The following is a 13,264-nucleotide window of genomic DNA, read 5'->3' as shown; positions in this document are numbered from 1 at the left end:
GTGCGGGTACTGCTCACCGGGCATCAGGGATATCTCGGCACGGTCATGGCGCCGGTGCTGCGGGCCGAGGGCCACGACGTGGTCGGCGTGGACATCGGCTATTTCGCCGATTGCGTGCTGGGCGACCCACCGGTGGATCCGCCCGGGCCCGCCGCCGACCTGCGCGACCTGCGCGTCGACCAGCTCGCCGGATTCGATGCGGTGATCCACCTGGCGGCGCTGTCGAACGATCCGGTCGGCGCCCTGGCGCCGCAGATCACCTACGACATCAACTATCACGCCTCGGTGCGGCTGGCCCGGATGGCGAAACAAGCCGGGGTGCGGCGGTTTCTGTACGCCTCCACCTGCTCGGTCTACGGTGCCGCGGGCGACGGCCTCGTCGGTGAGGATGCGCCGCTGCGGCCGCTGACTCCCTATGCCGAGAGCAAGGTGCGCGTCGAGGACGAGGTGGCGGCGCTGGCCGGTCCGGATTTCTGTCCGGTATTCCTGCGCAACGCCACCGCCTTCGGCTTCTCGCCGCGGTTGCGCGCCGATATCGTGCTCAACAACCTGGTCGGGTTCGCGGTGCTCACCGGCGAGGTGCGGGTACTGTCGGACGGCACGCCGTGGCGGCCGCTGGTGCACGCGGCCGATATCGCGCAGGCATTCGCGGCGTGCCTGACCGCACCGGCCGAGCGGATTTCGGGGCGCGCCTACAACATCGGCGACGAGTCCAACAATCAGACGGTCGCCCAGATCGCGCAGGCCGTCGTCGAGGCGGTGCCGGGGTCGCGGCTGGTGATCACCGGCGAGACGGGCCCCGACCCGCGCTCCTACCGGGTCGATTTCGCCAGGGCGCGTGCGGACTTGGGGTTCCGGGCGCGGTGGAGCATCGCCGCGGGTGCGGCGGAATTGGCCCGCGAATACGTCACGCGCGGGCTCACCGCCGAGGCGTTCGCCCACCGCTTCACCCGGCTGGCCCGCCTACAGGAGCTCAAACAGACCGGCGCCCTGGATGATTCGCTGCGCCGGGTCAGGATCGAGGCGTAGCGTGCAGCGCGGCCAGCAGCTCGGCCCAGCTCCCGGCCGCGCGGTCACGCACCGAGATGATCGTGACCGGCTGCGGCCAGGCGATGGCCAGCTCGGGGTCGTCGTAGGCCACCGCAATATCCTCGGCGGGATCGTGGGGGCGGTCGATGCGGTAGCACACGTCGGCGGTGTCGGTGAGCGCCTGGAAGCCGTGCAGGAAGCCCGGCGGCACGTACAGGTGCCGAAAGTCCGTGTCGTCCAACAGAAATGCCTGTTGCCGGCCGAAGGTGGGCGACTCGGGGCGGATATCGACCAGCACGTCGTGGATCGCACCGTGCGCGCAGCGCACCAGTTTCGCCTCGCCGCGCCCGGACCGGCCGTGCATACCCCGCACCACCCCGCGCACCGACCGCGACTGCGAGTCCTGCACGAAGGCCGCGGCCGCCCCCGACACCCCGAGATGGGCATCGAATATCTCGCCGTCGAAGGTGCGGGTGAACAGGCCCCGCTCATCGCGCAGCGGGCGGGGTGTCAGCACGAGCACATCGGCCAGTCCGGCCTGTTCGATACGCACCAGGACATGGTGGCATGAGTGGGCGCGCGCAGGCACCGGAACCGGAAACGGCATCCGGAGCGCGCGCCTGCCGCGCTTGTGGTCACCCCACACTCGCCCGCGTCCTCGATCTCGGGAAACTGCCTGCGGCGGACTACTTTCCGAGAATGGGCGTCGCGGTCGAGGCCGACCCGGTGCATGCCCTGGCCATGTATCTGTGCGGCCGGTGCGGGCTGGCGCAGCTGGGCGAGGACGACACCGTCGCCGACGAGCCGCGCGGGGTGGAGCCGCAGGCGCTGCGGGATCAGGCCGCCGAGGCGGTGTCCCGGGTGGCCGCCGCCGGGCTGCTGCGGGGCGCTACCGCCTGGGAATTCGGCAGTCCACACGGCGGCACCTGGCTGCCGTTGCTCACCGCGCACGGCTTCACCGAGACGCCCTCTCGGCCCGCCGATGTCGTGGTCGACAGCTTCGGCTTGATGCACGAGCCCGACCAGCGCGCCGCCGTGGCGGCACGGGCGGCGGCCGCCCGGCCCGGCGGCACGGTTCTGCTGCAATTCCATTCGCTGCGCGCCATTCTGCGGCACGAGCAGTGGAATGCGGTGCGGCACGGGCATTTCGCCTACTACTCGATGACCGCCCTGCACCGGCTGCTGGGTCGCGCAGGGCTGTATCCGGCCACGGCCTGGGAGTTCGATCTCTACGGCGGCACCGTCCTGGTCGCCGCGCTGCGGCGCCCGGTCGCACCCGACGAGCGGGTGCGGCGCATCCTCGCCGACGAGACTGGCCTCACCGACCCCACCCGGTTCGGTGCGCTGCAGAGCGCCGCCGACCGGCAGGCGAGCGACCTTCGCGCCTGGCTCGACGCCGAGGCCGCCCGCGGTCATCGGATCTACGCCTACGGTGCGGCCTCCCGCGCGGTCGCCCTGTTCGCCCGCGCCGGACTGCATCGCGGCCGTCTCGCCGCGGTCGCCGACGCCTCCCCGGCCAAGCGCGGCCGCCGCATGCCCGGCACCGACATCCCGATCATCGCACCCGCCGATCTTGTTGCCGCACACCCGGACCGGGTGCTGCTCACGCTGCCCGATCTCCTTCCGGAGGTCCGTACGGCGCTGCCGTCGCTGCGCGGCCGATGGGTGGTGCAGATCCCGCAGCCGCCCTGAAACGAATACCGAACGGGTGAGTAGTCGATACCTCGGGCCGCCTCGCCGCCCGGGAAAGGGGGAGATTCCGCGGTGGCGTCCGAGTGCGGCCATCGCAGCACTATGACTCGCCTGATGAGGAGTTGGGGAAATATGAGGGACAGGACCCGGCGCGCCGTCGCGCGCGCCGCCACCGCCGCGGCCGTCACCATCGGTGTCACGCTGGGCACCGGCACCGCCGCCGCCGATGTCGACAGCGTCAGCAGCATCGTCGACCAGCAGCAGCGCACCGTCGAAGCCATTTCGGAGGACACCCGGATCGACTTCGTGCCGCCGCTGGACGGCAATCCGCTCACCCGTGAGTGGTTCCACCACGGTAAGGCCAGCTTCAGGGTGTCCGGGCCCGGCGCGGACGACTGGCGCGGGCACATCACCATCGGCTACATGGTCGGCTATCCGGCCACGCTCAACGGCAAGATCAGATTCAAATACGACACCCCCGGACTCGGACTGGAACTCGGCAGCGAACCGAAACTCACTGTGTTCGACCTGATTCCGCGGCTCGGGGTGGAGGTGGAGGTCGGGTTCGGGCCCGGCATCCAGACGGTCGACTGCGCGGGCGGGGACGTCTCCGGCCGGGAGGGCTCCATCCGGATGTCGGGATTCCACGGCACGGTGACCGGGGTGCTCGGACCCACCACGATCCGGCCGTATGTGAAGGTGGTCAGCGCCGGCGGCGACACCGTGGTCACCTACGGTCCCCTGTCGACTCTCTGACGGGTCAGCGCAGCAGATCCGGGCGACGGCGCACCGTGGCCACCGCCCGGACCCGCGCGCGTTCGAACGCCTGCCGCACCAGGCGCAGGTCCCCGGCGAGCACGTCGGCCGTGCGTATCAGTTCGGGATATTCACGGCCGAGCCGGTGGTGGAAGCGCGCCATCTCGGTGAGCTTGGACACCGTGGAGCTGCGGCTGCACAGGTTGAACGACGAATTGCGCCACGCGGCAAGGATATTCGGCATGCCGTAGAACACGCCGAATTCGCAGACGCGGGCGAACAGGTCGACATCCATCGGAAACACCAGATCGCCGCGGAAGCCGCCCGTGCGGTCGAAGTCCGCGCGCCGGAACATCGCCGCCGCGGTAGGACCGAAATCGGCCGGGCCGCGCCGCACGATGGTGCGCATCAGCGCCTGCGCGGGCTGCGGACCCAGCAGCCCGGGCAGCCCCAGATCGGACTCCTCCACCTCTCCGGACTCGTCGATCACCTCGAATTTCGAGGAACTGCAGGCGATCTCGGTGTCGCCCATGAGTTCCAGCTGCGCCTTCAGCGCGCCCGGCAGCAGGATGTCGTCGGCGCACACGACCTTCACCAGCTCGCCGGACGACACCGCGACCGTCTTGTTCCAGTTCTCCCCGATGGGCAGCACGCGGTCGTTGTGGTGCACCCGCATTCGCGGATCGTCGACCGAGGCCGCGATGTCGGCGGTGTCGTCGGTGCTGGCGTTGTCGAGCACGGCGAGCTCGAAGTCGACGTCCTGGTCGAGGATCGAGCGCAGGGTGGTCTCGAGTGTGCGGGCGGCGTTGTAGGCCGGTACGCATATCGACAGAGTCGTCATCGGTCCCCCTGGGCGGGCACGGTGGTGGTTTCCCCCTCGACCAGCCGGAATACCCGGTCCAGGCCGGTGCGTGCGGCGTCGATCTGTGCGACGGCCCTGGCCTGCAAGGGGTCTCGCAAGGCGGGTGCCTCGGCCCACAGGTGCCGGATCGCGGCCGTGAGTGTGTGGGCGAGTTTCGGGTCGTCGAGGTCGACCACGTGCAGGCCGGTGCCGAACATCTCGGCCAGGCCGTGGAATTTGTCGTCGTAGTAGCGGGAGACGGTGATGCCGACGGCCGGGATGCCCTGCGACAGCGCGAAAACGGCCAGGTGGTAGGCGCTGGTCACCACGACTCGGCACCGTGACACCTGCCGGGCCACGTCGGCGGCGGTGGCGCCGCGGCCTGCCGCGCGGCGGGTGCGGGCCGCACCGGTCAGCAGCGGCAGCGTGCAGCGGCGGTCCTCGGAGTCGTATTCGGAGATGATCAGCGGCGCCAGGGCTGCGTCGGCCTCGGCGGCGAAGGTGCGCACGATCGTGCCGAGCGTGGTGCGGGCGGAGGCGCTGACCCGGGCGTAATCGGCGACCCGCAAACAGATTCCGAGGTCGGTGCCCAGCGTTTCCCGCCGCAGGCGGTACGCCAGCTCCACGGCGTCGTCGCCGGTCACCATGATGCGGTCGGCCGGTACGCCCAGGCCGGTGAGCAGCCTGGGACCGCGGCGGCCCTCCCGCAGGGCGATGAAGCCCACGCGGGGCAGCACCTGCGCGGCCCGTTCCAGCAGCCGCGGATCCTCGATGGGTCCGACGCCCTGGCCGATCATGGCCGTGGGGATGCCCAGCGAGCGGGCGTGCTCCAGCAGATTCAGGACGCGGTGGGCCTGGTAGCGGTCGACATCGGTCAGGTAGCCGCCGCCCTGGGCCAGCACGAGTGTGGCGTCGGCGACCGCCTCCGGCAGGGGCGGCTCCGGCAGATCGTATTCCGCGTCCCGGCCGCGTCGGCGAAGTGCGCGCAGGGCGGCTTTGGGCCCGTCCGTCGCGGCCCGCCACCGCAGCGCGACCGGGGAGGCCAGCCGGGCCGGTGCACCCGGGCGGTGCCAGCGACCGCCGTCGGCGAGGCAGACCGGTTCGGCCTGCGGCAGCAGCGCGGGCAGGATCCTGGGCTGATCGGTGAGGATGCCGACCCGGGCGGCCGGCCAGTGCTCGCGCAACCGCTGCACGGTCACCGCCATCATGGCGATATCGCCCCGATTGCGCAGCCAGTATTCGCCGTTTTCGATCAGCACCCGGATTTCGCCGCCCCGCGACGCCGCGCCGAACTTCCCCACTCTGTCGTCCTTCCGCACGTCCGGGCCCGCCCGGCTGATCGGTTCGGAGAAGCAGCACTGCCACCTGCGATTCCATCGCACCATGCCGGTCCACCGTTACGCAAGATCGCGAAAGTCCTTCCCTAGCAACATACTTCCAGTCGGTTTCCGCTCGTCACCCGGGCAGGCGGACCGGCATGAGGATGTACAGGCGGCGGTGTCCCGCACTGGCGGAGTCGGAGTCGGCGGGCCGGAGGGTCGCGGCACGGGTGGGGTCGGTCATGGCGATTTCGATTCTCGGTGAACGGGCGGCGAGGAGACCGTCGAGCAGGTAGCGGGGGTTGAAGGCGGTGGTCAGTGCGTCGCCGTCGATATCGGCGGCGAGTGCTTCGTCGGCGCGGCCGCCGCTGTCGTCGCCCGCGGCCAGCCGGATCGTCGAATCGGTGAAGGTCAGCCGGATCTGCGCCCCGCGCGCGGACAGCAGCGACACACGTTTGATCGCGTCGACGAAGGGGGCGGTCTCGAGGCGAACGACCGTGGTGGGCTGCGCGGTCAGGTAGCGCTGGTACGGGGCGTAGGGCATGTCCAGCAGGCGCAGGGTGTGGTGCTCGCCGCCGGTACGCAGGCCCAGGATCGATTGCCCTGTGCCTGCGGCGATGTCGAGGCGAGCGCCCGTCGCCGTCTTCATGGCGTCGGTGAGCGCACGGGCCGGGACGAGCAGCGAACCGTCGGTCGCATGCGCCTCGTCCGGGGTCCAGCCAAGTTCGTGGACGGCGATGCGGAAGCGGTCGGTGCAGACCAGCCGCAGGAACGTCCGGTGGAATTCGATATTCACTCCGGTCAGCATCGGAATGGTGTCGTCGCGTCCGGCCGCCACGGCCACCTGCGCTGTGGCATCGGCGAATTCGGTGCGGACGACCGATCCACACAGCGCCGGGAGCTCGGGCAGCTGCGGATAGTCCTCGGTATTCATCACCGGCAGCGTGAACCGCGCCTGGCCGCAGCGGATCTGCAGATGCGTGCCGTCGTCGGCGAGTTCGACCGGCTGGGCCGGTAGCGCCTTGGCGATCTCGGCGAGCAGCCGCCCCGACACCAGGACCGCGCCCGGCTCGTGGATCACCGCGCCGGGGACGATCGCGCGGGCGGAGACCTCGTAGTCGAATCCCGAGACCGTCACCGAATCCGCGTCGGCGGCGAGGAGCACGCCCGCCAGCGTCGGGACCGGTGGCCTGCTCGGCACGCAGGGCCCCACGGCAGATACCGCCCGCACCAATGCTTCTCGCTCCATTCGCAGCTTCATCGCCGCTCTCCCTCGCTCTCCCCCGTCCGATATTTCAGCCGGTGATACAGCGCGCTGGCCCGCGCGTGCGCGGCCTGCTTCGAGCGATATCCGAACGACTCCGCGATCGCCGACCACCCCAGCCCGCGCTCGCTCGCCGTGCTCATCAGCTCGAGTTCCATCCGATCCAACTCGGTCCGCGCAGCCACCAACAGGAGCGAACACGCCGTGAGCAACCCACTCGTGGGCGCGGCCTGATCGTCCTCGGCCAGCCGCGAAAGCACCGCCCGCACAAGCTCTCTGGGCTCATCCTCGCCCGCCTGCACCGGCTCTGTCGTCCCCGCCAGCCACTCCCGCACAACCTCACGATCGAACGCCCGCCCATCACTCACCCCTGCACCCTACACGGCCCGTCAAAAAATATTTGACGGCAGTCTCAAGGCGACGCACGGACGGCGAATCCGTTGCGACAGCACCCACTCCGGCGGCACGCCCGAAGCGCAGCCGCACCCTTTACGTGCAAACGCACCCTTTGCAGGTGCTGGAGGGGGTGCGTTTGCAGGGAAGGGGTGCGGCTGCGGGGGCTCTGCCGACCAGTAGGTGGCGGGGCTACAGGTAGCCGCCGGTGCCCGGGGGTGGGGCCGCGGGGGTGGCGTGGATGCGGGAGTGGTTGTCGCGGGATTCGATCAGTTCGGCGAGGGTCATGCCGTCGGGGCCGACGGGGGGCTTGGGGCGGGTGCCGAGTTCGCGGTCGAGCCAGGCGGTTGCCTCGGCGGGCGAGAGGGGGCCCACCTGCATCTGGGCCAGGCAGCGGCCGGGGCGGATCACCGCCGGGTGCAGGCGGGACAGATTTTCGTTGGTCGTGATCGCGACCAGGACGTCGCGGCCCTGGCCGAGCATGCCGTCGGTGAGGTTCAGCAGGCGCGAAAGGCCCTGGCCGGTGGATTCCTTGGCCGATCCGCGAATGAGTTCGTCGCAGTCCTCGAGCACCAGCAGCCGCCAGCGGCGTTTGGTTTCGTCGTAGGTGTCCACACCCATGGCGACCTCCATGAGGTAGCCGGGGTTGGCGAACAGCATCTCGGGATCGAGGACGCAGTCGACCTGGCACCAGTCGGCCCATTCGCGGGCCAGCGCCCGCAGCGCCGACGTCTTGCCGGTGCCCGGCGGGCCGTGCAGCAACAGCAGTCTGCCGCTGACGTCACCGGCTCGCACGGCCATCAGCTGCCGCATCGCCGCGCGGACGTCCGCGCCGTAGTTCCCCTCGATCTGCGCCCAGCCGGCGGCGGTGATGGTGCGCTCGTTCCGCTGGGGACCGCACGAGCTGTTGTGCCAGAAGCCCATCGATACCTGGTTGTCGTCGGATTCGGGGGGCGCCGTGGCATCGGCGGAGCACACCTCGGCGACCTCCCGGGCCAGCGCCTCGGTCACGGCGCAGATGAACAGCGCCGCCCGGCCGTTACTGCGGCGCACCACGCGCAGCGTCCAGCCGTCGCCGACGGCCAATGTGGCCCGGGTGCCGTCCTCGTCGCTGGTGCGCAGTACCCGCGCCGTGTCGGGGCACAGCGGCGCATCGGGTTTCACATGCTCGAGATCCACCTGTACCGCGTGCGGCTGCTCACCGCTGACATAGGGCGCGATTCCGAGCGCGTCGATGACGTCGCGCGCGGAATCGGCGTCGTCGATATTCATGACCCACGAGAGCGCCCCGGCCGACGCCGCCGCGGGGTCCTCGCGGCCGACCAGCCTGAGACGTTCCTGTGTTGAAGTCATTCGACGATAATCCGGATATTTCCGGCGCCGGTCCAACCATTTTCAGCGGGTCGACCGGTGCAGGATCGCCACATACTCGTGCTGCTGCCGCAGCAGCGTATCCAGCCCGGGATGCGGAGCCGGAGCGAACTTTTCGTCTCCCACGACGAGCCCGGCCAGCGTCAGGCCCGTTCCGGCAAGCAGCAGCATGAGATCGGCGGGCGTGTAGCAGCGCAGGAATTGGGTGATCTTCTGCTCGGGACGGCCGGTCTCCCACCAGGTGTCGATCGCGGTACAGGTGATCGGGTCGAAGCGGGTCCGCTCGCGCAGTTCGTGCTCGTATCCGGCGGCGGGGTCGGGCAGCAGATGTTCCTCGTCGCCGTCCCAGCTCGCCCACACGAACGGGTTGAAGACGTCGATCAGCGCCGTCCCGCCCGGCCGCAGCCACTGCGACGAAATTCGGGTGAGCAGCCGACGCTGATCGGCATCCGAGCCGACACCGAATCCGTTCCAATAGCAGACGATCTCGAACTGCCCGGGCAGATCGACCTCGTAGAAGTCGGCTTTGTGGACGGTCAGCGATTCCGGCGCCAGATCCCGGCCCAGATCCGCCGTATAGTCGGCGCGGTCGCTGATTTCGACCGCCGTCACCGAATACCCCTGTTGCGCCATGGCCACCGCGGTCGTGCCGTAACCAGACCCGAGTTCGAGGACCCGCCCCGCGCAGCCACCATGCTCCCGCAACAGCCGCACGCGACGCAGATCCCGATCGGTGACCCGCGCGTCGGCCGCACCCCACCAGGCACCGCTCTTGGAGTAGAACTCTCGCACCCAATCCATGCGCCAAGTCAACCAAGGAGATCGAACTTCGGACAGTTCTTTTCGAGTTCGAACCGGTTCGCCACGGCCGGTCAGGCGCGCGACCAGGCAGTTTCGTGTGAATTACTCGATAAACCTTTCGGTTTCCTCGTCGAACCCGCCGACTCCGGACTCTCGAAGGAAAGCTTCGCGTGCCACCTGGCCCCGAAGGCGAATGTCACAGATATGATTAGGGTCGCGGAGGAGCGTAGGATATCCCCACAACGCACTGAGAGCGCCGGTTCGTACTGTGAATTCCCAACCTGAAGGGATTTCACCGTCCACAACCGTAAATATTTCTATCGGAAACCATATCGGCCATCCGTCTTTGCTCACGACCATCACAGTCAGGCTGTTGTTCATCAGCGCCATTGCCCGGACGGGATATACAGTGCCGACCACCGCTGGGTACGTGAATTTCGGTTCAAACCCGACTCCTTCCGGAACGAGTGGACCGATACAAAGGACCTTCATGGCCCTCCTGCCTTCCATGATCAAGCGACAGGGAACCTCCGATGAACCGCAGCTACTCGGTCGGGCTGTCGACACGCCGCCTGATTCCGCAGGAGATCGACGTTCGCCTCGAGTTGCGGGATCATACCCAATTACTCGATAAATCTCTTGGTTTCCTCGTCGAATCCCTTCACACCGGACTCCCGAAGGAAAGCCTCGCGAGCTGACTTCTTCCGATTGGCGAGATCCTCATTATGATGGGGATCGCGAATGAGCGCGGGATACCCCCACAGCGCACGTACCAAACTTCCCTTCCCGTCGATTATTGTAAATTCCCATCCCGAAGGAATTTCGCCGTCCACAACAACGAAAAGTTCTATCGGAAACCATGTGGGCCATCCCCATCTACTCACGAGCATTACGTCCAAGCCACTGGTCCACAGCGCCATCGCCCTGACCGTTTTCTCATTACCCACGACCACCGGGAATATAGTGTTCGGCGTATTCCCAGAGTTCCGAAGTCTTTCTTCCGGCAGGTCGCTTCCGAATGACCCGACGCACCGAACCCTCATCAGCGCTCTCACCTCCCACTCCGATGCCAGTCCCGATTCTAGGACACAGTACACGCCACCATTCAGTTATCCCATGGTTCTAACATCGCCCTGGGATTGGAGTAGGCGAACAAGTCCCCCAAGGGGAGGAACGCTACACTACTCGTGGTCCACGTACTTGAAGTCGTCGTACACGCCAGTATCCTTGTTGTGTACGCAGTGGATAACGTATCCGCCCTCCGCATATTCCATTTTGACCCATCCTTCCTCCTCTACCCATCCGTGCTGCGTATCCGACATCTTCACGGCGGTTAATTCTTGTCCTCGATCAGGGTGTTCCTTGATCCAGTCCATCGCTGCTTGTACGTATTTGTCATCTGTCGTAGTCCGACCCGTCGAACCTTTAGATGGCGGGGCATCCGCTCCTTCGCCTGCGAATTTGGGATGGACTTTTGTTGTCGATTCGGTACTCGACTGGCCGGGTGTTGGTGTTTTGGATGGTTCCGGGTCGTCTTCGGTGATTTTGTTGATGACCCAGATCCCGCCCAGTACGGCGGCTCCGCCGACCATGAGGCCCACCCCGACCGGGCCCAAGCCCGCGCCCGCGCCCAAGGCAAGGGCAGCGGGGCTTTTGCCGGTGAGGTCCAGGGTGTTGATGGGGTCACCGTTGACGTAGTCGTAATTGTTGGCGGATCCGCCGAGGATGGGGTCGACTTGCAGGAATCGGCCCAGGATGGGCAGGTAGGTGCGGGCTCCCATCTCGAGGGCTTGTTGGCTGGCGAGGTGTTCGACGGGGACGGTGTGTTGGCCGAGGTATCCGAAGTCCATGCCGCCTTCGGCGGTGGCGGGGATGGGGATGTCGGCGAATTCGCCGGTGGCCGGGTCGATGTTCTGGCCGTAGGGGTCGTAGAGGTGGATCGTGCCGGTGCGGGTGGCGGTGGCGTCGGCGGTGAACAGGATGTCGCCGTGGATGTTGGGGTAGGACCAGTTGGTGGTGTTGTTCTGGGTGTAGTTTTTGGTGAGCACGACACCGAAGTGCCTCGGACCTCGCGAGAGCGAAGGCACCAATGACAGATCGGGCATCGATGATTGGATGACGTGGTCCCCTCCCTCTTCACCCCATCAGCGCATGATCACCGCCTGTGCTTTTAATACGCTCTGGCACAAGGGAACTCACGCTTCATTCTCAGAGTACGGGAACACTCGATCGGATCGTGACGATTCAAGCGAACAGATTCGCCCCCCTACCTGAACAACCCACAGCTCCGCGATCATCGAGACCCTGCTCGAGCACCATGTTGCTTGCGTAACAACGACACCCATGGAACAGTCTCGCTGGATGCGACGAGTGCGATCTGTGGCCACCAACGGCCGGGAGACATGAACGGATAGAGTCGCGGATTCCGAACGAACGCGTTTGCAACAGTGGACATTTGACGGCCACGAAGCTTCCGAACCCACGGGAGCTGGCGAAATCAACGACATGAGATACGGGCTGAACGTCGGCAACAGGTGTCGTGAGCGCTGTGTCGAGATCCATTCTTCCAGAGTCATTTTCAAGTTGAGAGACTCGGTTCTCGCCGCTACGGGGACCGACCGTGCTGATAGGTCCGCGCACCCTGAACTGCCGACAACGCACCGGACAATGCGCCGATGCAGGTGTTGCGCAATTGTTCTCGCGTGGGAGTTTCGTGTTCGAGCCAGTCCAGCGACAGCGAATGTACGAAGCGCAGCCAGGCCATCAGGATCGCGGCGGTGACCTCGCGTGACTCGCCGGTCAAACCGGCTGTGTCGAGCATGCGCAGGCGCAGCGAGGCGAGTTCGCCGGAGATGATCGCCTGGATGGTCGGATCGCCCGCGAGGGCCCGGTTGGCGGCGAGCACGGTGTTGCGGTTGGCGGCGAAGTAGTCGAAGTGCGCCTCGAGCCCGGCCGCGACCTGCTCCGGAAGCGGCGTGCCGGGAGCCAATTCGACCTCGGCGACCAAGTCGTCGGCCGCCCGCTGATAGATCGCCGCGAACAGGGCCCGCTTACTCGGGAAGTGCCGATACAGCAGGGCCCGCGAGATTCCGGCCCGCTCGGCGATCTCGTCCATCTGCACCTCGTCGTACGGGCGTTCGGCGAACATGCGCGTGCCGACGTCGAGCAGTTCGGCGCGGCGCTGATCGGGCGACAGTCGACGACGAGGCGGCATGCCCGAGATCTTAGTTGACGCGTGTCTACTACCGGCCGTAGGGTACGGGCACGGTAGTAGACACGCGTTTACTTAGCCGATTCCCCACGGGGAATCATCTTTCGGGAGGAAGGAGCGCTCATGCGCACCGCAGTGCGATGGATCCTGATCGTCTTCGGAATCGGCTGCAGCGTCATCGCGCTGTCGCATATCTTCATCGGCCCGCAGACCATTCCCGGCGCCAACACCCCCAACCCCAGCCTCGACGGCGATATCCGGATGATCATGGTGTTGTTCTTCGCTTACGGCGCCGCCTGCGTCTGGGCGGCCCGCGACCTGAATAAATACGCGGGCCTCATCCATTTCCTGATGCTGCTGTTCTTCGTCGGCGGCCTGGTGCGCCTGATGACGGTCGCCTACGTCGGCTGGCCGAACGCCTTCTTCCTCACCATGATCGTGTTCGAGCTGGCCCTCCCGCTCATCGTCTCGCCCCTGCTGCAACGGATTACGGGCCGCTCGGCCTCATCCGACCTCGCCGCACTCACCCGCTGATCCGTTTCCCATTCCGCGGCGACTGCCTTGCCCCCGTATGGCAGAATCGCCCA

The 13,264-nt window shown here is 67.2% G+C and carries 14 protein-coding genes; 5 read left to right on the top strand and 9 right to left on the bottom strand.

Going from position 1 to position 13,264, the window contains the following annotated elements; translation table 11 throughout:
- On the top strand, nt 1–1,029 hold the full coding sequence (locus tag IU452_RS05100) for an NAD-dependent epimerase/dehydratase family protein (protein ID WP_195108259.1): 1,029 nt from the start codon (nt 1–3) through the stop codon (nt 1,027–1,029).
- Here IU452_RS05100 and rfbC read toward each other — a convergent pair.
- A complete protein-coding gene (rfbC, locus tag IU452_RS05095; RefSeq protein WP_195107722.1) occupies nt 1,013–1,582 on the bottom strand; it encodes a dTDP-4-dehydrorhamnose 3,5-epimerase in 570 nt (189 codons plus the stop codon). The genes IU452_RS05100 and rfbC overlap by 17 nt on opposite strands.
- 14 nt (nt 1,583–1,596) lie before the next feature.
- Between rfbC and IU452_RS05090 the strand changes: the two genes are divergently transcribed.
- Nucleotides 1,597–2,721, top strand: a complete 1,125-nt coding sequence (locus IU452_RS05090; protein ID WP_195107721.1) for a class I SAM-dependent methyltransferase — start codon at nt 1,597–1,599, stop codon at nt 2,719–2,721.
- A gap of 132 nt (nt 2,722–2,853) precedes the next feature.
- On the top strand, nt 2,854–3,477 hold the full coding sequence (locus IU452_RS05085) for an MspA family porin (RefSeq protein ID WP_195107720.1): 624 nt from the start codon (nt 2,854–2,856) through the stop codon (nt 3,475–3,477).
- A 4-nt stretch (nt 3,478–3,481) separates the two neighbouring features.
- Here the strand turns inward: IU452_RS05085 and IU452_RS05080 are convergent, their stop codons facing one another.
- From IU452_RS05080 to IU452_RS05055, 6 genes are all read right to left on the bottom strand, one after another.
- On the bottom strand, nt 3,482–4,318 hold the full coding sequence (locus IU452_RS05080; protein ID WP_195107719.1) for a glycosyltransferase family 2 protein: 837 nt from the start codon (nt 4,316–4,318) through the stop codon (nt 3,482–3,484).
- Complete coding sequence (locus IU452_RS05075) at nt 4,315–5,703, bottom strand: polysaccharide pyruvyl transferase family protein (RefSeq protein ID WP_195107718.1); 1,389 nt, start codon at nt 5,701–5,703, stop codon at nt 4,315–4,317. Before IU452_RS05075 ends, IU452_RS05080 begins: the two co-directional genes overlap by 4 nt.
- Before the next feature lie 70 nt (nt 5,704–5,773).
- The gene (gene dnaN, locus IU452_RS05070) at nt 5,774–6,898 is read right to left on the bottom strand and encodes a DNA polymerase III subunit beta (protein WP_195107717.1); all 1,125 of its coding nucleotides are present in this window, start codon (nt 6,896–6,898) and stop codon (nt 5,774–5,776) included.
- Entirely contained in the window at nt 6,895–7,269 is a 375-nt protein-coding gene (locus IU452_RS05065; RefSeq protein ID WP_195107716.1) for a hypothetical protein, read from the bottom strand. Before IU452_RS05065 ends, dnaN begins: the two co-directional genes overlap by 4 nt.
- Before the next feature lie 217 nt (nt 7,270–7,486).
- Complete coding sequence (locus tag IU452_RS05060) at nt 7,487–8,647, bottom strand: DUF5925 domain-containing protein (protein ID WP_228816658.1); 1,161 nt, start codon at nt 8,645–8,647, stop codon at nt 7,487–7,489.
- A gap of 42 nt (nt 8,648–8,689) precedes the next feature.
- On the bottom strand, nt 8,690–9,466 hold the full coding sequence (locus tag IU452_RS05055) for a class I SAM-dependent methyltransferase (protein WP_195107715.1): 777 nt from the start codon (nt 9,464–9,466) through the stop codon (nt 8,690–8,692).
- 533 nt (nt 9,467–9,999) lie between these two features.
- Between IU452_RS05055 and IU452_RS05050 the strand changes: the two genes are divergently transcribed.
- Nucleotides 10,000–10,164 carry a hypothetical protein gene (locus IU452_RS05050; RefSeq protein WP_195107714.1) on the top strand — a complete coding sequence of 55 codons (165 nt, stop codon included), beginning with the start codon at nt 10,000–10,002 and terminating at the stop codon, nt 10,162–10,164.
- Between the two features lie 483 nt (nt 10,165–10,647).
- On the opposite strand, the gene IU452_RS05045 is transcribed toward IU452_RS05050, so the two are convergent.
- A complete protein-coding gene (locus tag IU452_RS05045; protein WP_195107713.1) occupies nt 10,648–11,571 on the bottom strand; it encodes an RHS repeat-associated core domain-containing protein in 924 nt (307 codons plus the stop codon).
- Between the two features lie 500 nt (nt 11,572–12,071).
- Nucleotides 12,072–12,680, bottom strand: a complete 609-nt coding sequence (locus IU452_RS05040; protein ID WP_195107712.1) for a TetR/AcrR family transcriptional regulator — start codon at nt 12,678–12,680, stop codon at nt 12,072–12,074.
- A 120-nt stretch (nt 12,681–12,800) separates the two neighbouring features.
- Between IU452_RS05040 and IU452_RS05035 the strand changes: the two genes are divergently transcribed.
- Nucleotides 12,801–13,211: a DUF4345 domain-containing protein gene (locus IU452_RS05035; RefSeq protein WP_195107711.1), complete on the top strand. Its 411-nt coding sequence runs from the start codon at nt 12,801–12,803 to the stop codon at nt 13,209–13,211.
- Nucleotides 13,212–13,264: the final 53 nt, after the last annotated feature.

Source organism: Nocardia transvalensis (genome assembly GCF_015477765.1).
GTDB lineage: Bacteria > Actinomycetota > Actinomycetes > Mycobacteriales > Mycobacteriaceae > Nocardia > Nocardia transvalensis_A.
Note: the sequence above shows the minus strand (reverse complement) of the source record. Positions and strands in the feature narration are given on the sequence as shown.